Raw genomic sequence first — 17,854 nt, forward strand, 5'->3', positions numbered from 1 at the left:
CTTCCTGTTATTACGCGTCATCGCCGAACCAGCAGATATTACGTGCAGCCATAATCAGCGCACCGGCCTTCTCATCATCCAGCCCTTCAATATCTGTCAGATCGTCAACACCTTGCTCAGCGAGATCTTCCAGCGTGCAAACGCCTTTTGACGCCAGGCGATAGGCAAGCGCACGATCCAGGCCTTCAAGATTCAGCAAGTCCTCAGCGGGCTCCTGATTACCAAGGCTTTCTTCTTTCGCTAATGCCAGGGTGGTTAACGCATTTTTGGCTCGTTCACGCAGGGCTTCAATGGTCTCTTCGTCGAGGCCGTCAATTTCCAGCAGCTCGTTCATTGGCACATAGGCCAGTTCTTCCAGCGAAGAGAAGCCCTCTTCCACCAGTATGGTGGCGAACTCTTCGTCGATGTCGAGATGTTTCGTGAACATATCGATTGCTGCATGGGCTTCAGCCTGATGCTTCGCCTGCAGATCGTCGACGGTCATCACGTTCAGCTCCCAGCCGCTCAGCTGGGAAGCCAGACGCACGTTTTGGCCATTACGGCCGATCGCCTGAGCCAGATTACCGGCCTCAACAGCGATATCCATGGTGTGATTATCTTCATCCACCACGATTGACGCCACATCGGCAGGCGCCATGGCGTTAATTACAAACTGTGCCGGGTTATCATCCCACAGCACGATATCGATACGCTCGCCGCCCAGCTCACTGGAAACAGCCTGTACGCGCGCACCGCGCATACCGACGCAGGCACCTACCGGATCGATACGCTTATCGTTGGTTTTTACCGCGATTTTAGCGCGTGAGCCCGGATCGCGGGCGGCTGCTTTAATCTCGATAACTTCTTCGCCAATTTCCGGTACCTCAATGCGGAACAGTTCGATCAGCATCTCAGGTTTGGAGCGGGTAACAAACAGCTGAGCACCGCGCGCTTCAGGACGCACAGCATACAGCACGCCGCGAATACGGTCGCCCGGACGGAAGTTCTCACGTGGCAGCATATCTTCGCGGACGATTACCGCTTCGGCATTGCTGCCCAGATCCAGCGTGATGTTGTCGCGATTCACTTTCTTCACCTGACCGGTGATGATGTCGCCTTCCTGCTCGCGGAACTGATCCACAACCATCGCGCGTTCAGCTTCACGTACTTTCTGAACGATAACCTGCTTCGCAGTCTGTGTGGTGATACGGTCAAAGGTGACAGATTCAATCTGATCTTCAACGTAATCGCCCAGATTGAGCGCTTCATCTTCGAAGCGAGCCGCGTCCAGCGTAATTTCACGCGTAGGCTGAGTAACTTCGTCAACGATTACCCAACGACGGAACGTATCGAAATCGCCGCTGCGACGGTCAATACTGACGCGCACGTCGATCTCCTGCTCATACTTCTTTTTGGTCGCAGTGGCCAAAGCGCTTTCCAGCGCTTCGAAGATTTTCTCACGCGGCAGAGCTTTTTCATTAGAAACGGCTTCTACTACAGCTAAGATTTCTTTATTCATCCTGGTTAGCCTCAATCCGGACTTTTAAAAGTGGGGGACCAGGTTCGCTTTCTGAATGTTGCTCAGCGCGAACACTTCATCGTTACCCTCGACGGTCACTGTGATCATCTCGCCTTCCACCGACTTGATGATGCCCTGCCATTTGCGACGATTCTGTACCGCCATCCGCAGGACCAGGCTGACTTCCTCACCCGCAAAGCGCGCGTAGTGTGCTGCGGTGAAAAGTGGACGATCGAGACCCGGCGAGGAAACTTCAAGGTTGTAAGCCACCGTAATTGGATCTTCCACATCCATTACAGCGCTCACCTGGTGGCTAACATCGGCGCAATCATCAACATTGATACCCTCTTCGCTATCAATATAGATGCGCAAGGTTGATGTGCGACCACGAACGAATTCAATACCGACCAGTTCGTAGCCAAGCGCTTCTACCGGAGCAGAGATCAACTCTGTCAATTTTTGCTCTAATGTGGACAAGCCCACCCCCAAGACATAAAAAAAGGGCCTAAAGCCCAGTGTTACGATTTCCTGATAACAAAAAACCCCGAAAAATCGGGGCTTTTTATGACTGGACCCTGTATGCCGCAGTGCGGCTTCGGCGCACAATCCAGAAGAATTTTTTTCAAAAACTCACTGATAGTGCGTCCGTCGATGCATACAGTATATTTGAAAAAGAACTCTAAGGGAAAGTGGTTGCGGGGGCCGGATTTGAACCGACGACNNGGCTGCTCCACCCCGCGTCCGAAAACGTGGCGAATATTACGCCGATCTTGCGAAAATAGCAAGTTTTACTGAGAATTGGTACCGAGGACGGGACTTGAACCCGTAAGCCCTTTCGAGCACTACCACCTCAAGGTAGCGTGTCTACCAATTTCACCACCTCGGTACTGCACTGACTGCGACGATAGTATGGTCGCTTAAGCGTTGACGATTTACTGCTTACTGCGGGATGTCATTGCCCGGGGTTGCCGGTTTAGCTGGCTGAGTCTGCTGTTCAGACTGAGCTGGCGCAGTGAGGTTTTCCCACTCGCTTCCTTTGGAAGTCTTGTTGCTGTTCAGGTTACCCAGAACCAGACTGATAATGAAGAACAGCGAAGCCAGTATCGCGGTCATACGTGTCATAAAGTTACCTGACCCGTTTGAACCAAACAGCGTACCGGAAGCGCCTGCACCGAATGAGGCTCCCATATCAGCGCCTTTGCCTTGCTGCAGCATGATCAGACCAACCAGGCCAATCGCCACAATAAGGAAAACAACTAACAGAGCTTCGTACATAATCAACCTGTTTCCTTGCGCGTAACCGCACAGTTAAAGCTTCAACCAATACAGACGGGTAGTCTCGTCATTACCCATCAGAAGCGGGTGTGAATACTAACCAAAGGCGCCTGGCTCTGCAAGTGCAATTTTAGCCATAAAATTTAATTGCAGAAAAAAGCGCCAGCATGATGATTTACCAGGCGAAAAGGCGACAGACCTGCCGCCTGGCCGGCTTTAAGCCGCTTTTACCGCTGCGGCAATATTATGCGCCAGCGCGGTGACCTGCGCCTCATCTTCGCCTTCTACCATCACACGGATCAGCGGCTCTGTGCCTGATTTACGCAGCAGTACCCGCCCGCGTCCAGCCAGCGCGCGCTCCGCTTCGGCAGCTGCGGCTTTAACGCTTTCACTCTCCAGCGGATCGTGGCTGCCGGTAAAGCGCACGTTAACCAGAATTTGCGGCAGCATTTTCATGCCGCTGCACAGATCGTGCAGGCTCATGTGGTTACGTACTATCGCAGTAAGCACTTGCAAACTTGCTACAATGCCGTCGCCGGTACTGATTTTATCCAGCAGAATGACGTGCCCGGAGTTCTCAGCCCCCATGCGCCAGCCTTTTTCCTGCATCTTTTCCAGTACATAGCGATCGCCTACTTTAGCGCGGGTAAACGGAATACCCAGCTGCTTCAGCGCCAGCTCCAGACCCATGTTACTCATCAGCGTTCCGACCACGCCACCGCGCAGCTGACCCTGACGCAGTGCTTCGCGCGCAATGATGTAGAGGATCTGGTCACCATCCACTTTCTGACCCAGATGATCCACCATCATGATGCGATCGCCGTCCCCGTCATAGGCAAGGCCAAGATCGGCCTGCTCTTCCACAACCCGCTGCTGCAGCTGACGCAGGTCAGTTGCCCCGCACGCCTTGTTGATGTTCATGCCATCGGGCTGCACGCCAATTGCTATTACCTGTGCCCCCAGTTCACGCAGCACGTTAGGAGCGATGTGATAGGTGGCACCATTTGCGCAATCCACCACGATTTTCAGGCCGTTGAGGCTCAGTTCACCGGGGAACGTGCCTTTGCAGAACTCAATATAGCGACCCGCGGCATCAACAATGCGGCTGGCACGCCCCAGTTCGGCAGACTCCACGCAGGTCAGGGGCTTTTCCAGCTCACGCTCAATCGCTTCTTCCACATCATCCGGCAGCTTGGTGCCCTCAGCGGAGAAGAATTTGATGCCGTTATCGTCAAACGGATTGTGAGAGGCGGAAATAACGATCCCTGCTTCTGCGCGGAACGTTCGGGTCAGGTAGGCGATTGCCGGGGTTGGCATCGGTCCGGTAAACGCTGCAGAGAGACCGGCGGCTGCCAGCCCGGCTTCCAGCGCCGACTCCAGCATATAGCCAGAAATACGCGTGTCTTTACCGATTAATACCTTTCTGGAACCTGAACGCGCCAGCACTTTGCCTGCTGCAAAACCCAGCTTCAGTACAAAATCGGGCGTAATCGGCGCTTCGCCTACTTTGCCGCGGATGCCATCTGTACCAAAATATTTACGCTCACTCATGCCTTTTATCCTTTTGCTCTCTGGGTCGCTTCCACGATGCGCATCGCTTCAACCGTCTCTTTCACATCATGCACGCGAATAATCTGCGCGCCCTGCATCGCAGCAATCACTGCGCAGCTCAGGCTGCCGGTAAGTCGCTGTGCCGGGCCGACATTAAGCAGCTGGCCAATCATCGATTTACGCGACATTCCCACCAGCAGCGGTAAGCCGTAATGGTGAAAATGGCTCAGGTGGGCCAGCAGCTCATAATTGTGGCTGAGATTCTTACCGAAACCAAAGCCCGGGTCGAGTAACAGTTGCGCTTTTTTAATACCTGCCGCTTCACAACGCGCAATTTGGGCAGCGAAGTAAGCGTCCACTTCGCTGATGACATTTTTATATGTGGGGGTCTGCTGCATGGTACGGGGTTCACCCTGCATATGCATCAGGCAAACCGGTAAACCGGTCTCTGCCGCCGCATCAAGCGCCCCTGGCGCCGAAAGCGAGCGAATATCATTGATGATGTGAGCACCCGCTTTCGCGGCTTCACGGATTACCTCAGGCTTGGAAGTGTCAACGGAGATCCAGACCTCAAACCGCTGCGCAATGGCCTCCACGACCGGAATAACCCGCTCCAGTTCCTCTTCAACGCTGACCTCCTCCGCTCCGGGCCGGGTCGACTCACCACCGACATCAATGATGGTTGCGCCGGCGTTCACCATCTCATTGGTGTGCGTCAGCGCGTTTACCAGAGAGTTATGCGCACCGCCATCAGAAAAGGAGTCGGGGGTCACATTCAGAATACCCATTACGTGGGGGAAGGAGAGATCGAGAAAGGCATCACGTGCGTGGAGTTTCATGGCAGGTCTTGTCCTGAAGTGGTCAAATGTTAAATGTAAAAAACCCCGGACTGGCCGGGGTTTTTGCTGAGGTGATGGCCTCTTATTTATTGAACTGCTCAGACATGGTGTTACCCGGGTTCGGCGTACGCGGTTCATCAACCGGACGTGGCGCCTTTGGCGTACCGTTACTGTCAGAGTTGCTGCTGCCGGGATCTTCCCAGCCCGCTGGTGGTCGCACATCGCGGCGCGCCATCAGGTCATCAATCTGCGGAGCATCAATGGTTTCATACTTCATCAGCGCATCTTTCATCGCATGAAGAATATCCATGTTCTCACCCAGAATACGACGTGCACGCTGGTAGTTGCTGTCGATCAGGTGTTTAACTTCCTGATCAATAATGCGCGCAGTCTCATCTGACATATGCTTGGCTTTCGCTACGGAACGGCCAAGGAACACTTCACCTTCTTCTTCCGCATAAAGCAACGGACCCAGCTTCTCTGAGAAGCCCCACTGCGTCACCATGTTGCGTGCCAGATTGGTCGCCACTTTGATGTCGTTAGAGGCACCGGTAGAGACATGCTCAGCACCGTAGATGATCTCTTCTGCCAGACGACCGCCATAAAGCGTGGAAATCTGACTTTCCAGCTTCTGACGACTGGCGCTGATAGCATCACCTTCCGGCAGGAAGAACGTCACACCCAGCGCGCGACCGCGCGGAATGATCGTTACTTTATGGACCGGATCGTGTTCTGGCACCAGACGACCAATGATCGCATGCCCGGCTTCATGATAAGCCGTTGACTCTTTCTGCGCTTCCGTCATCACCATGGAGCGGCGCTCTGCACCCATCATGATTTTGTCTTTGGCTTTCTCAAACTCAACCATCGACACCACACGCTTGTTACCGCGGGCAGCAAAAAGTGCAGCTTCGTTGACCAGGTTTGCCAAATCGGCGCCTGAGAAGCCCGGCGTTCCGCGTGCGATAATACCGGCATCAATATCTGTTGCCAGCGGCACACGGCGCATATGCACTTTCAGGATCTGTTCACGACCGCGCACATCCGGCAGGCCAACCACAACCTGACGGTCGAAACGGCCTGGACGCAGCAGCGCCGGATCCAGTACGTCCGGACGGTTTGTGGCAGCAATAACGATAATGCCTTCATTACCTTCAAAACCATCCATCTCAACCAGCATCTGGTTCAGCGTCTGCTCACGCTCATCGTGACCACCGCCTAAACCAGCACCACGCTGACGTCCTACTGCATCGATCTCATCGATAAAGATGATGCACGGCGCCGCTTTTTTCGCCTGTTCGAACATGTCACGCACACGAGATGCACCGACACCAACAAACATTTCTACGAAGTCTGAACCGGAAATGGTAAAGAAAGGAACTTTTGCTTCACCGGCAATCGCTTTAGCCAGCAGCGTTTTACCTGTACCCGGCGGGCCCACCATCAGGACGCCTTTCGGGATTTTACCGCCCAGCTTCTGGAAGCGGCTTGGTTCACGCAGATACTCTACCAGCTCACCCACCTCTTCTTTCGCTTCATCGCAACCAGCGACATCGGCAAAGGTGGTTTTGATCTGGTCTTCCGTCAGCATGCGGGCTTTGCTTTTGCCGAAGGACATCGCGCCCTTTCCGCCGCCGCCCTGCATCTGACGCATAAAGAAGATCCATACGCCAATCAGCAGCAGCATCGGGAACCAGGAAATGAAGATAGAAGCCAGCAGGCTTGGCTCTTCAGGTGGTTCACCCACTACTTTGACGTTTTTGGTCAGCAGGTTATCGAGTAACTTGGGATCGTTGACAGGAATGTAGGTGGTATATTTATTACTGTCTTTTTTGGTTACGTTAATTTCACGCCCGTTAATACGTGCCTCGCGGACCTGATCCTGGTTCACTTCCGACAGGAAGGTTGAATAATCAACCCTACGGCCATTCGACTCGCTGGGCCCAAAGCTCTGGAATACTGACATCAGCACGACCGCGATGACTAACCAGAGAATCAGGTTTTTCGCCATGTCACTCAAGGGATTAACCTCATATTACAACGGTGTTAACAGACAGCGTAGGGTACTATATATCCTTCATACCTGGAATCGCAGCATGGATGAATTTACTGGTTTATCCTGAAACTCAGAATCAGGCCGGGATAAACGCAGTATTCAGCTTGCTTTGACGCCGGTAATCGGGCCTACAGTTTGCGCCCTGTCGCCACAATATACACTTCACGTGAACGTAACCGCGAAGCGTCTGGCTTACGAATTTTCACTTTCGTAAATAGGGAGCGAATTTCCCGGAGGTATTCATCGAAGCCATCTCCCTGAAACACTTTCACAACAAAACTGCCGCCGGGAGCCAATACATCCCGACACATTTCCAGCGCCAGTTCAACTAAATACATTGAACGTGGAATATCCACAGCCGGCGTGCCGCTCATGTTAGGTGCCATATCTGACATCACTACCTGAACTTTCTGGTCCCCTACCCGCTCAAGCAGCGCTTTCAGCACAGCCTCGTCGCGGAAGTCACCCTGCATAAAATCAACGCCGACAATCGGATCCATGGGTAGCAGATCGCAGGCAATAACCCGCCCGCTGTTGCCAATCTGTTGTACCACATATTGTGACCAGCCACCGGGCGCCGCGCCTAAATCCACTACGGTCATACCGGGTTTAAACAGCTTGTCACCCTGCTGAATTTCATCAAGTTTAAACCAGGCACGCGAACGCAGCCCTTTTTTCTGTGCCTGAAGCACATATTTATCGCTAAAGTGTTCCTGAAGCCAGCGACTGGAACTGGCCGAACGCTTTTTACCCGTCATAATTTTTCCAGTTAAATCGTCATCGTAGCGATAAATCAGCGCGCAATGGGTAGCGATGATTTGGCGATATACCCGAGATGGCGGTAGAATGACCCGTTTTCAATCCCTGAGTAAGCAAAAAATACGATGAATCTGAGTACCAAACAAAAACAGCACCTGAAAGGCCTGGCCCACCCACTGAAGCCAGTAGTCATGCTGGGCGGCAACGGCCTTACTGAAGGCGTGCTCGCCGAAATCGAACAGGCGCTTGAGCATCACGAACTGATTAAGGTGAAAATTGCCTCAGAAGATCGCGAAACCAAGCAGCTGATCGTTGAAGCTATTGTGCGTGAAACCAACGCCAGCAATGTGCAGGTTATCGGCAATGTGCTGGTGCTGTACCGCCCGGCGAAAGAGCGTAAAATCACGCTGCCTCGTTAAGCTACACACTACGCGCGGCGCTGCGGGCAGAGAAAGTGCCACGCTCACGCATGCGATAAAAGGCCGCCATGCGGCCTTTTTCCTTTCTTTACAATCTGCCCTGCGTCACCACAGCGGGTGCTTACAGATATTCAACCTTCAGCACTTCATACTCCACATCACCGCCTGGCGTTTTCACAATAGCTACGTCATCGGCCTCTTTACCTACCAGACCCCGCGCCATTGGAGAGTTAACCGAGATCAGATTTTGTTTAAAATCTGCTTCATCGTCACCCACAATGCGGTAAGTAAACTCTTCGTCTGTATCAACATTCAGCACAGTTACCGTGGCACCGAAAATGACGCGACCGGTTTTTGGCATAGATGTGATGTCGATCACCTGCGCATTAGAAAGTTTAGCTTCAATCTCCTGAATACGCCCTTCGCAAAACCCCTGCTCTTCACGCGCAGCATGGTACTCGGCGTTTTCTTTCAGGTCGCCATGCTCACGAGCTTCAGCGATGGAGGCGATGATGCGCGGACGCTTTACGGTTTTCAGTTCGTTCAGCTCTTCACGCAGCTTCTCAGCGCCTTGTAACGTCATCGGAATCTGATTCATTTTGGCTCCTCGTCTCTATCCTGGTTAACGGTGTCATCCTGACTGGTGACAGCAGAAAAATCGCTTCTGCGGCACACGGCCCCTTTTCAAAAGCAAAAGAACCCTGACCCGGAAAGCTTTCCGGGTCAGGGATCGGTTTTGCATTTTGATACGTATTTTACCCCAGAGTTCCCTGTGGGTCATCGTTTACTTTGCCCTGTCCGGGGACGTAGTATTGACGCCCCATCCGTCAGTTACCGCGAGATTATGCGATTTTCACGACTTGTTACCGGACTAACCTGCGCGGTAATGCTGCAGGCACAAGCGGCCCCCGTTGAAGAATACATGCAGTATTTACCTGACGGCGCGAACCTGGCGCTGATGGTACAGAAAGTGGGCGCATCAACCCCTATTATCGACTATCACGGAAAACAGATGGCTTTACCGGCCAGCACCATGAAAGTGATCACGGCGCTGGCGGCACTTCTGGAGCTGGGACCCGACTTCCGCTTTCAGACTACGCTTGAGACACGCGGTGCCATTACCGACGGCACGCTGAATGGCGATCTGGTGGCGCGCTTTGGCGGCGATCCTACGCTGAGCAGGCAGAATCTGCGCAATATGGTCGCTGCGCTGAAGCAGCAGGGCATCACCCATATTAAAGGCAATCTGGTGATTGATACCTCTGTTTTTGCCAGCCATGATATGGCTCCCGGCTGGCCATGGAACGATCTGACCCAGTGCTTCAGCGCACCACCCGGCGCGGCGATTGTCGACAAAAACTGTTTCTCGGTGTCGCTTTACAGTGGCAAAACCGCCGGCGAAACAGCCTTTGTGCGTATCGCTTCTTATTATCCGGCCCATATGTTCAGCCAGGTCCGGACGCTTGCTCCTAACAGTGGCGAAGGCCAGTACTGCGAGCTGGATGTGGTGCCGGGTGAACTCAACCGCTATACGCTGACAGGCTGTATGCGCCAGCGTGCAGAGCCGCTGCCGCTCGCCTTTGCGGTTCAGGATGATGCCGCCTGGTCAGGTGAGATCCTGAAAGGGATGCTGCGTGCGGCTGATATTGATTATAGCGGTCATCTGGTACGCCAGACGCAGGTTACGTCACCGGGTACGGTGCTCGCCTCGACCCAATCCGCGCCGCTGCATACGCTGCTGCGCATGATGCTGAAAAAGTCGGACAACATGATTGCGGACACCGTGTTCCGCACCATCGGCCATCACTACTTTAACGTGCCGGGTACGTTTCGTGCCGCCTCTGATGCCGTGCGGCGAATTCTGCGTGAAAAAGCCGGTATCGATATGGGTAACAGCATTCAGGTCGATGGTTCCGGCCTCTCGCGTCACGATTTGATCTCTCCGGAAACAATGATGCAGGTGCTGCAGTACATCGCTAAAAACGATGCCACGCTTAACTACATCTCCATGCTGCCGCTGGCCGGCTACGATGGCACGCTTCAGTATCGTGGTGGTCTGCATGAAGCGGGGCTTGATGGCAAAGTCTCAGCAAAAACCGGTTCTCTGCAGGGCGTCTATAATCTGGCTGGGTTCATCACCACGTCCAGCGGTGCGCGGGTTGCCTTTGTGCAATTCCTGTCAGGCTATGCTGTACCGCCGGAAAATCAGAAAACGCGGCGCATTCCGCTGGTACGCTTTGAAAGCCGCCTCTACACGGACATTAACAAAAACAACTAATGAAATTGTTGATTGTTGAAGATGATGCACTGCTGCAGTCGGGTCTGGCACAGGCACTGAGCGCTAAGGGCTATGCGGTCGACTGCGCCGGCAGCGCTGCAGAGAGTAACGCGCTGTTGCGCAGCGGTCAGTATACGCTGATCGTACTGGATCTTGGTCTGCCGGATCGCGACGGCGCCTCGCTGCTGCGCCAGTGGCGGCGCGAAGGCCTTACGATCCCGGTGCTGATCCTGACGGCGCGTGATGCGCTGGAGGATCGCGTTGAAGGTCTTGATGCCGGCGCGGATGATTATCTGATCAAACCTTTCGCGCTTGCAGAGCTGCAGGCGCGGGTGCGGGCGCTGATCCGCCGCTATCAGGGTCACAGCGATAACCAGCTGCAGCAGGGCGATCTGACACTCAATCTCAGTTCTCAGCAGGTACTGCTTGAAAATCAGTCAGTGGATATTACGCCCAAAGAGTTTGCGCTGCTGACGCGTCTGCTGATGCGCATCGGACAAAATGTGCATCGTGAAACGCTGCAGCAGGATCTTTACAGCTGGAACGACGATCCCGGATCCAACACGCTGGAAGTGCATATTCACAACCTGCGCCGCAAGCTGGGTAAAGATCGTATTAAAACGGTGCGCGGGGTGGGTTACCGGCTGGAACTGCGCGAATGAACAGTATGCGGCAGCGTTTACTGATCATGCTGGCGCTGATCCTGCTGATCTGTCAGGTGATGAGCGTGATCTGGCTCTGGCACGAGAGCCGGGAGCAGATCAGCTTTCTTGTCAATGAAACACTCTCAGCGCAGGCGCGCAATCAGCGGGTAGAAAATGAGATCCGCGAAGCGATCGCTTCGCTTTTGCTGCCCTCACTGGTCATGGTATGCCTGACGCTGCTGCTCTCATTCTGGGCGATCAACTGGATTATTCGTCCGCTCAAACTGCTGCAGGACAGCCTGGCGCATCGCTCCGCCGATAATCTCACTCCTCTGCCGGTGTATGCTGACATGGATGAAATTGTTGCCGTCACCGGCGCGATCAATCAGCTGTTCTCCCGTCTGGACCATACGCTGCAGCAGGAGCGGCTGTTTACCGCCGACGCAGCGCATGAACTGCGTACGCCACTGGCAGGACTGCGGCTGCATCTGGAACTGCTGCAGCAGCAGCACGTGCCGCAGAGTGAGATGCTGATTAGCCGGATTGATCAGCTGATGCACACCGTAGAGCAGCTACTCATGCTGTCCCGTGCCGGTCAGGCGCTGGCGGGCGGCCACTATCAGCAGCTGTGGTGGCAGCAGGATATTATGCAGCCGCTGAAACCCGAGATGGACGAGCTGTTGCTACAACGTCAGCAGCAACTGTACTGGCCAGAGGGCCATGATATCCCGCAGCAGGGAGAAGCCGTGCTGTTGCGTCTGATGCTGCGCAATTTGCTGGAGAACGCCTCGCGCTATAGCCCGGAAAACAGCGAAGTACGGGTTAAGCTGTACCAGGATGCACAGCAGGTAAAAGTCGAAATATGGGATGAAGGGCCAGGTATTGACGCCGGCGCCGCAGAGGAGTTAACCCAAGCCTTTCGCCGTCGCGATCAGCGCTATGGCGGCAGCGGACTGGGCCTGAATATCGTACTGCGTATTGTGCAAATGCATCGCGGTACCCTGACGCTGGAAAATCGTGAAGATCGCAGCGGACTGATTGCCCGCTGTACGCTGCCACATCAGCTCAACGGCTAAACACCCCGATTATCCGATAAAAAAAGCGGCCCGGAGGCCGCTTTTTAGCTGCGATTAGCGCTGATAGATAATTTCGACGCCTTCGTCGTCTTCATCATCCCAGTCCTCATCCCAGTCATCATCTTCTTCCACTTCCTGAGCGGTCTCCAGCGCTTCACGGTGATAGTCATCCCACATGAACGCGACCTTCTCAGGCTGCTTCTCTTCTTCTTCCGCTTCTTTCGGATTGGCGATGATAAAGCTCATCACATCCCAGCAGAGCTCATTAACACCGGTACGGCTGGCTGCGGAGATCAGATAATATTTTTCATCCCAGCCGAGAGCTTCTGCAATCGCTTTAGCGCGGCTTTCCGCTTCTTCCTGACTCAGCAGGTCAGTTTTGTTGAACACCAGCCAGCGCGGCTTCTGATAGAGCTTATCGCTGTATTTTTCCAGCTCGCCAAGAATGATACGGGCGTTTTCTACCGGATCGGTTTCGTCGATAGGCGCAATGTCGATCAGGTGTAGCAGAACGCGACAGCGCTCAAGATGCTTCAGGAAGCGAATGCCCAGACCAGCACCTTCCGCTGCGCCTTCGATCAGCCCCGGAATATCTGCCACGACAAAGCTTTTTTCACTGTCCATGCGCACAACGCCGAGGCTGGGAACCAGGGTGGTAAACGGATAGTCCGCCACTTTTGGTTTTGCCGCAGACACAGCGCGGATAAAGGTCGATTTACCGGCATTTGGCAGACCCAGCATGCCAACATCGGCCAGCAGCATCAGTTCCAGCTGCAGATCGCGTTTCTCGCCTGGCGTACCCATGGTTTTCTGGCGCGGAGTACGGTTAACCGAGGACTTGAAACGTGTGTTACCAAGCCCGTGCCAGCCGCCTTTCGCCACCATGAGTTTTTGCTCATGGCGCGTCATATCGCCCAGCGTTTCACCGGTGCCCTGATCGATAATGCGCGTACCGACCGGCACTTTGATGGTGACATCTTTACCGCGTTTGCCGGTACAGTCGCGGCTCTGACCATTCTGACCGCGCTCAGCGCGAAACGCTTTTTCAAAGCGATAGTCAATCAGGGTATTAAGGTTTTCATCTGCCAGCAGATAGACGTCACCGCCGTCACCGCCGTCGCCGCCGTCCGGGCCGCCTTTAGGGATATATTTTTCACGGCGGAAGCTAACGCAACCGTTGCCGCCATCACCTGCGACCACAAGGATCGTTGCTTCATCAACAAACTTCATTCTATTTCTCCGTCACACTGTCGTCTGTCGCTGTACCCAGCGGCAGACGGGTCCGCCAGGGTCTTCTGTGCTGACCGGCGGCGGATAATGCAAATCTGGTAATATGACCTGTACAGAAAGTGTACAACAAACTGCGCAGCTCAGTTAGCGGTGAATCGATAACCGGCGGCAGAATGTAAAAAGCCCCGCAAAGCTGCGGGGCCTTTCCTTCGTGTGTTCAGACGATGAACGTCTGCAGCACGACAACTTTACTCAGCAACGATGCTGATATATTTACGGTTGTTCGGGCCTTTCACTTCGAATTTAACTTTGCCGTCTGCGGTAGCAAACAGGGTGTGGTCACGACCACAGCCTACGTTGTTACCGGCGTGGAACTTGGTGCCACGCTGACGAACGATGATGCTACCTGCCAGAACAGATTCACCACCGAAACGCTTAACACCCAGACGTTTTGCGTTGGAGTCGCGACCGTTACGGGTCGAGCCACCAGCCTTTTTATGTGCCATTTGTCAGATCTCCTCTTACGCGCTGATCGTCGTGATTTTCACATCAGTGAACCACTGACGGTGACCAGCTTGCTTACGGTAGTGTTTACGACGACGAAACTTAACAATCTTGATTTTTTCGCCGCGACCGTGAGCAACAACTTCTGCTTTGATCATACCGCCTGAAACCAGTGGCGCGCCGATTTTCACGTCTTCGCCATTTGCAATCATCAGAACCTGGTCGAACTCAATGGTTTCGCCGGTTGCGATGTCCAGCTTTTCCAGGCGAACGGTCTGACCTTCGCTTACTCGGTGTTGTTTACCACCACTTTGGAAAACCGCGTACATATAAAACTCCGCTTCTGCGCTTGCCTTTCTGTGTAATCAGGCGGCGCGATAATATTCACAATAGGGCGCGAATTCTACGCAAATATCCAGCAGAAAACAAGCGCACTTTGCACTCTCCTGCAGAAAAAAAGCGCAGAGTGAATGCAACCGTTTCTCATCCTGAATTTTCAAGTACAATCAGTAACAGATTACCTGAACTCACGCTGGGTAAAAGCGCCTACCATGCAAAAAACCAGTCAAAGCTGAACAGACGAATGAACCTAGAACAAATTAACGAACTAACCGCGCAGGATATGGCGGCCGTCAACCAGACCATCCTCGACCAGCTGAATTCAGATGTCTCACTGATCAACCAGCTGGGCTACTACATTGTCAGCGGCGGAGGAAAACGCATTCGTCCTATGATTGCCGTGCTTTCAGCGCGTGCGCTCAACTATCAGGGTTCGCTGCATATCACCAACGCAGCGCTGATTGAATTTATCCACACGGCAACGCTGCTGCATGATGACGTGGTAGATGAGTCAGACATGCGTCGCGGGAAAGCCACTGCCAATGCAGCGTTTGGTAATGCCGCCAGCGTGCTGGTGGGTGATTTTATTTATACGCGCGCTTTTCAGATGATGACCAGTCTGGGATCCCTGAAGATCCTGGCGCTGATGTCAGAAGCGGTGAATGTGATCGCAGAAGGCGAAGTGCTGCAGCTGATGAACTGTAACGATCCCGATATCACTGAAGAGAGCTACATGCGCGTGATCTACAGTAAAACGGCGCGTCTGTTTGAGGCCGCTTCCCAGGCCTCAGCGATCCTGGCAGAGGCTTCGCCTGCGCAGGAGAAAGCGCTGCAGGATTATGGTCGCTACCTTGGCACAGCTTTCCAGTTAATTGACGATCTGCTCGACTACAGTGCCGATGGCGAGACGCTGGGTAAAAATACCGGTGATGACCTCAGCGAAGGTAAACCGACGCTGCCTCTGCTGCACGCCATGCATCATGGCACCCCAGAGCAGGCCACGATGATCCGCAGCGCTATTGAGGAAGGTAACGGGCGGCATTTGCTGGAGCCGGTGCTGGCTGCTATGCAGCAGACGGGGTCCCTGGAATGGACGCGTAAACGCGCTGAAGAAGAAGCAGATAAAGCGATTGCTGCGCTACAGCTGCTACCTGAGAGTCCATGGCGTACTGCGCTTGAAGCGCTGGCGCATATGTCAGTGCAGCGCGACTTTTAATCTCTGACGGGGCCACCCGGCTCCGTTTTTTATTCTCTCCGTACTTTCCTGCCCCCGTTTGCACAAGTTTGCACACTTTTTGAGAATACCAGCCGGGTTTTGCAACCAGGGTATAACAATTACTGGAAATTAATGGAACCTTTTTGCTATATAGAGCCGTTAATTTCCAGTTTTACCCTTCACTGCCGTGGCAGCGATTACGCATTACATGGATATGGAGAACAAGTTATGCAGACAAGGAAAGAGGATTGGCATCCTGCAGATATTATCGCAGCGCTACGTAAACGTGGCACTTCACTGGCGGCACTGTCACGTGCCTCAGGGCTTTGCTCCTCAACGCTCGCAAATGCGCTGTCTCGTCCCTGGCCTAAAGGTGAGTGGCTGATCGCAACAGCGCTTGAGGTACACCCGGCAGAGATCTGGCCTAGCCGCTATTACGATCCTGACACCCTGCTTCTGCTGGATCGCAAAAAACGGATCCGATCGCCCGATAGCCTGAAAAAGATCCCGCCTAAGAAATAACAAAAAAAACCAGCCACACTGCTGTGACTGGTTCTATTACATCGTCGTATCTGGCTTATTCGCCGCTGATACGCTCGATGTTTGCACCCATCGCTTTCAGCTTATCTTCGATATGCTCATAACCGCGATCGATATGGTAAATCCGGTCAACAACCGTGGTGCCTTCAGCAATACAGCCGGCCAGCACCAGGCTTGCAGAAGCGCGCAGATCTGTCGCCATAACCTGTGCACCCGAAAGCGTCTCCACACCGTGACAAATCGCTGTGTTGCTCTCGATTTCCGCATGTGCACCCATACGGATCAGTTCCGGGATGTGCATAAAGCGGTTTTCGAAGATCGTTTCCGTGATCACACCCGTACCTTCTGCCAGCAGGTTCAGCAGCGTAAACTGCGCCTGCATGTCCGTTGGAAAACCCGGATGCGGTGCGGTGCGAATATTCACTGCTTTTGGCCGCTTGCCGTGCATATCCAGGCTGATCCAGTCTGCACCGGTTTCAATCTCAGCACCCGCGTCGCGCAGTTTAGCCAGCACCGCATCCAGCGTATCCGGCTGTGCGTTACGGCAGAGTACTTTACCGCGCGAGATAGCCGCAGCCACAAGGAAAGTGCCGGTTTCAATACGATCCGGCAGCACGCGATAGACACCGCCGCCCAGACGTTCCACACCTTCAATCGTGATTTTATCCGTGCCTGCGCCCGAGATTTTTGCGCCCAGCGTATTCAGGAAGTTTGCTGTATCGACAATCTCCGGCTCGCGCGCCGCGTTCTCAATTACCGTGGTGCCGGTTGCCAGCGTGGCCGCACTCATAATGGTCACGGTAGCGCCGACGCTGACTTTGTCCATGACAATATGCGCGCCCTTCAGGCGACCATTGACAGAGGCTTTAACATAGCCCTCTTCCAGCTTAATCTCCGCGCCGAGCTGTTCCAGACCGGTGATATGCAGATCGACCGGACGGGCGCCAATTGCGCAACCACCCGGCAGTGATACCTGACCCTGACCAAAACGTGCCACCAGCGGTCCGAGCGCCCAGATAGAGGCACGCATCGTTTTCACCAGATCGTACGGAGCGCTGAAGACGTTCACATCGCGCGCATCAACATGTACTGAACCATTACGCTCTGTGCGTGCACCCAGCAGGCTCAGCAGCTTCATGGTGGTGTCAATATCACGCAGCTGCGGCACGTTCTGAATTTCTACCGGCTCTTCTGCCAGCAGCGCGGCAAACAGAATCGGCAGCGCTGCGTTTTTTGCGCCGGAAATGGTCACTTCACCACTTAAGCGGGTGGGGCCTTGCACACGAAATTTGTCCATTAACACGGCTCTCAATTATCTATCAACAAAACAACCAGACGGGTACTCAGAATCCGTTAAGTTTACGGTCGCGAGCCCACTCGGCGGGAGTATAAGTTTTGATGGAAACGGCATGAATACGATTATCCGCAATGTATTCCATCAGCGGCGCATAGACAGCCTGCTGTTTTTTTACCCGGCTTAGTTCACCAAACATTTCGCCCACGGCGATCACCTGGAAATGGCTGCCGTCGTTGCTCATCACGTGGACTTCATCTAATGACAGCGCCTGCATCAGGACTGCCTGAACTTCACTATTTTCCATGGTTTATAACTTCACTTGATAATAATAAG

Annotated in this window: 19 protein-coding genes and 1 tRNA gene; 6 read left to right on the forward strand and 14 right to left on the reverse strand. The window is 53.7% G+C overall.

Going from position 1 to position 17,854, the window contains the following annotated elements; translation table 11 throughout:
* Positions 1-10 precede the first annotated feature (10 nt).
* The 8 genes from nusA to rlmE all read right to left on the reverse strand — a co-directional run bounded on the left by nusA (position 11) and on the right by rlmE (position 7,977).
* On the reverse strand, positions 11-1,498 hold the full coding sequence (gene nusA, locus B3041_RS13695) for a transcription termination factor NusA (protein ID WP_065650270.1): 1,488 nt from the start codon (positions 1,496-1,498) through the stop codon (positions 11-13).
* 24 nt (positions 1,499-1,522) lie between these two features.
* Complete coding sequence (gene rimP, locus B3041_RS13700) at positions 1,523-1,975, reverse strand: ribosome maturation factor RimP (RefSeq protein ID WP_065650271.1); 453 nt, start codon at positions 1,973-1,975, stop codon at positions 1,523-1,525.
* A gap of 322 nt (positions 1,976-2,297) precedes the next feature.
* Positions 2,298-2,384: transfer RNA gene (locus B3041_RS13705), tRNA-Leu, on the reverse strand.
* A 53-nt stretch (positions 2,385-2,437) separates the two neighbouring features.
* Positions 2,438-2,773, reverse strand: a complete 336-nt coding sequence (gene secG / locus B3041_RS13710) for a preprotein translocase subunit SecG (RefSeq protein ID WP_292975755.1) — start codon at positions 2,771-2,773, stop codon at positions 2,438-2,440.
* 216 nt (positions 2,774-2,989) lie between these two features.
* A complete protein-coding gene (glmM, locus tag B3041_RS13715; RefSeq protein WP_065650272.1) occupies positions 2,990-4,324 on the reverse strand; it encodes a phosphoglucosamine mutase in 1,335 nt (444 codons plus the stop codon).
* A gap of 5 nt (positions 4,325-4,329) precedes the next feature.
* Positions 4,330-5,163: a dihydropteroate synthase gene (gene folP / locus B3041_RS13720; protein ID WP_065650273.1), complete on the reverse strand. Its 834-nt coding sequence runs from the start codon at positions 5,161-5,163 to the stop codon at positions 4,330-4,332.
* A gap of 82 nt (positions 5,164-5,245) precedes the next feature.
* On the reverse strand, positions 5,246-7,174 hold the full coding sequence (gene ftsH, locus B3041_RS13725) for an ATP-dependent zinc metalloprotease FtsH (protein ID WP_065650274.1): 1,929 nt from the start codon (positions 7,172-7,174) through the stop codon (positions 5,246-5,248).
* A 173-nt stretch (positions 7,175-7,347) separates the two neighbouring features.
* Positions 7,348-7,977: a 23S rRNA (uridine(2552)-2'-O)-methyltransferase RlmE gene (rlmE, locus tag B3041_RS13730; protein WP_039382266.1), complete on the reverse strand. Its 630-nt coding sequence runs from the start codon at positions 7,975-7,977 to the stop codon at positions 7,348-7,350.
* 126 nt (positions 7,978-8,103) lie between these two features.
* Here rlmE and yhbY point away from each other — a divergent pair, with 126 nt between their 5' ends.
* Entirely contained in the window at positions 8,104-8,397 is a 294-nt protein-coding gene (gene yhbY / locus B3041_RS13735) for a ribosome assembly RNA-binding protein YhbY (RefSeq protein WP_065650275.1), read from the forward strand.
* Positions 8,398-8,518: 121 nt separating this feature from the next.
* On the opposite strand, the gene greA is transcribed toward yhbY, so the two are convergent.
* On the reverse strand, positions 8,519-8,995 hold the full coding sequence (gene greA / locus B3041_RS13740; RefSeq protein ID WP_039382260.1) for a transcription elongation factor GreA: 477 nt from the start codon (positions 8,993-8,995) through the stop codon (positions 8,519-8,521).
* A 246-nt stretch (positions 8,996-9,241) separates the two neighbouring features.
* On the opposite strand from greA, the gene dacB reads away from it, so the two are divergent.
* Genes dacB through pmrB form a run of 3 tightly spaced genes read left to right on the forward strand, consistent with a single transcriptional unit; the run spans position 9,242 to position 12,395 of the window.
* Entirely contained in the window at positions 9,242-10,675 is a 1,434-nt protein-coding gene (gene dacB, locus B3041_RS13745) for a serine-type D-Ala-D-Ala carboxypeptidase (protein WP_065650276.1), read from the forward strand.
* Positions 10,675-11,337, forward strand: a complete 663-nt coding sequence (pmrA, locus tag B3041_RS13750; RefSeq protein WP_065650277.1) for a two-component system response regulator PmrA — start codon at positions 10,675-10,677, stop codon at positions 11,335-11,337. The genes dacB and pmrA overlap by 1 nt, the downstream gene beginning before the upstream one ends.
* Positions 11,334-12,395: a two-component system sensor histidine kinase PmrB gene (gene pmrB / locus B3041_RS13755; RefSeq protein ID WP_065650278.1), complete on the forward strand. Its 1,062-nt coding sequence runs from the start codon at positions 11,334-11,336 to the stop codon at positions 12,393-12,395. The genes pmrA and pmrB overlap by 4 nt, the downstream gene beginning before the upstream one ends.
* Positions 12,396-12,449: 54 nt before the next feature.
* On the opposite strand, the gene cgtA is transcribed toward pmrB, so the two are convergent.
* The 3 genes from cgtA to rplU all read right to left on the reverse strand — a co-directional run bounded on the left by cgtA (position 12,450) and on the right by rplU (position 14,458).
* On the reverse strand, positions 12,450-13,625 hold the full coding sequence (cgtA, locus tag B3041_RS13760; RefSeq protein ID WP_065650279.1) for an Obg family GTPase CgtA: 1,176 nt from the start codon (positions 13,623-13,625) through the stop codon (positions 12,450-12,452).
* Positions 13,626-13,873: 248 nt separating this feature from the next.
* A complete protein-coding gene (gene rpmA, locus B3041_RS13765; protein ID WP_006121751.1) occupies positions 13,874-14,131 on the reverse strand; it encodes a 50S ribosomal protein L27 in 258 nt (85 codons plus the stop codon).
* Positions 14,132-14,146: 15 nt separating this feature from the next.
* Positions 14,147-14,458: a 50S ribosomal protein L21 gene (gene rplU / locus B3041_RS13770; RefSeq protein WP_039382246.1), complete on the reverse strand. Its 312-nt coding sequence runs from the start codon at positions 14,456-14,458 to the stop codon at positions 14,147-14,149.
* A 254-nt stretch (positions 14,459-14,712) separates the two neighbouring features.
* Here rplU and ispB point away from each other — a divergent pair, with 254 nt between their 5' ends.
* On the forward strand, positions 14,713-15,684 hold the full coding sequence (gene ispB, locus B3041_RS13775) for an octaprenyl diphosphate synthase (protein WP_065650280.1): 972 nt from the start codon (positions 14,713-14,715) through the stop codon (positions 15,682-15,684).
* A 228-nt stretch (positions 15,685-15,912) separates the two neighbouring features.
* Positions 15,913-16,206 carry a helix-turn-helix domain-containing protein gene (locus B3041_RS13780; RefSeq protein WP_065650281.1) on the forward strand — a complete coding sequence of 98 codons (294 nt, stop codon included), beginning with the start codon at positions 15,913-15,915 and terminating at the stop codon, positions 16,204-16,206.
* Between the two features lie 55 nt (positions 16,207-16,261).
* Here the strand turns inward: B3041_RS13780 and murA are convergent, their stop codons facing one another.
* Positions 16,262-17,521, reverse strand: coding sequence for a UDP-N-acetylglucosamine 1-carboxyvinyltransferase (gene murA, locus B3041_RS13785; protein ID WP_065650282.1), 1,260 nt, complete (start codon positions 17,519-17,521; stop codon positions 16,262-16,264).
* Positions 17,522-17,567: 46 nt separating this feature from the next.
* Positions 17,568-17,825, reverse strand: coding sequence for a BolA family iron metabolism protein IbaG (ibaG, locus tag B3041_RS13790; protein WP_039382236.1), 258 nt, complete (start codon positions 17,823-17,825; stop codon positions 17,568-17,570).
* Positions 17,826-17,854 lie beyond the last annotated feature (29 nt).

It is taken from the genome of Pantoea sp. UBA4549 (genome assembly GCF_002387285.1).
GTDB classification, from domain to species: domain Bacteria; phylum Pseudomonadota; class Gammaproteobacteria; order Enterobacterales; family Enterobacteriaceae; genus Pantoea; species Pantoea borealis.

Bases quoted from the DNA above. Each gene is read 5' to 3' on its own strand.
- rpmA (WP_006121751.1), bottom strand. From the start codon at position 14,131: ATGGCACATAAAAAGGCTGGTGGCTCGACCCGTAACGGTCGCGACTCC.
- murA (WP_065650282.1), bottom strand. From the start codon at position 17,521: ATGGACAAATTTCGTGTGCAAGGCCCCACCCGCTTAAGTGGTGAAGTG.
- greA (WP_039382260.1), bottom strand. From the start codon at position 8,995: ATGAATCAGATTCCGATGACGTTACAAGGCGCTGAGAAGCTGCGTGAA.
- rlmE (WP_039382266.1), bottom strand. From the start codon at position 7,977: ATGACGGGTAAAAAGCGTTCGGCCAGTTCCAGTCGCTGGCTTCAGGAA.
- dacB (WP_065650276.1), top strand. From the start codon at position 9,242: ATGCGATTTTCACGACTTGTTACCGGACTAACCTGCGCGGTAATGCTG.
- secG (WP_292975755.1), bottom strand. From the start codon at position 2,773: ATGTACGAAGCTCTGTTAGTTGTTTTCCTTATTGTGGCGATTGGCCTG.
- nusA (WP_065650270.1), bottom strand. From the start codon at position 1,498: ATGAATAAAGAAATCTTAGCTGTAGTAGAAGCCGTTTCTAATGAAAAA.
- ispB (WP_065650280.1), top strand. From the start codon at position 14,713: ATGAACCTAGAACAAATTAACGAACTAACCGCGCAGGATATGGCGGCC.
- rplU (WP_039382246.1), bottom strand. From the start codon at position 14,458: ATGTACGCGGTTTTCCAAAGTGGTGGTAAACAACACCGAGTAAGCGAA.
- B3041_RS13780 (WP_065650281.1), top strand. From the start codon at position 15,913: ATGCAGACAAGGAAAGAGGATTGGCATCCTGCAGATATTATCGCAGCG.
- yhbY (WP_065650275.1), top strand. From the start codon at position 8,104: ATGAATCTGAGTACCAAACAAAAACAGCACCTGAAAGGCCTGGCCCAC.
- glmM (WP_065650272.1), bottom strand. From the start codon at position 4,324: ATGAGTGAGCGTAAATATTTTGGTACAGATGGCATCCGCGGCAAAGTA.
- pmrB (WP_065650278.1), top strand. From the start codon at position 11,334: ATGAACAGTATGCGGCAGCGTTTACTGATCATGCTGGCGCTGATCCTG.
- cgtA (WP_065650279.1), bottom strand. From the start codon at position 13,625: ATGAAGTTTGTTGATGAAGCAACGATCCTTGTGGTCGCAGGTGATGGC.
- folP (WP_065650273.1), bottom strand. From the start codon at position 5,163: ATGAAACTCCACGCACGTGATGCCTTTCTCGATCTCTCCTTCCCCCAC.
- ibaG (WP_039382236.1), bottom strand. From the start codon at position 17,825: ATGGAAAATAGTGAAGTTCAGGCAGTCCTGATGCAGGCGCTGTCATTA.
- pmrA (WP_065650277.1), top strand. From the start codon at position 10,675: ATGAAATTGTTGATTGTTGAAGATGATGCACTGCTGCAGTCGGGTCTG.
- ftsH (WP_065650274.1), bottom strand. From the start codon at position 7,174: ATGGCGAAAAACCTGATTCTCTGGTTAGTCATCGCGGTCGTGCTGATG.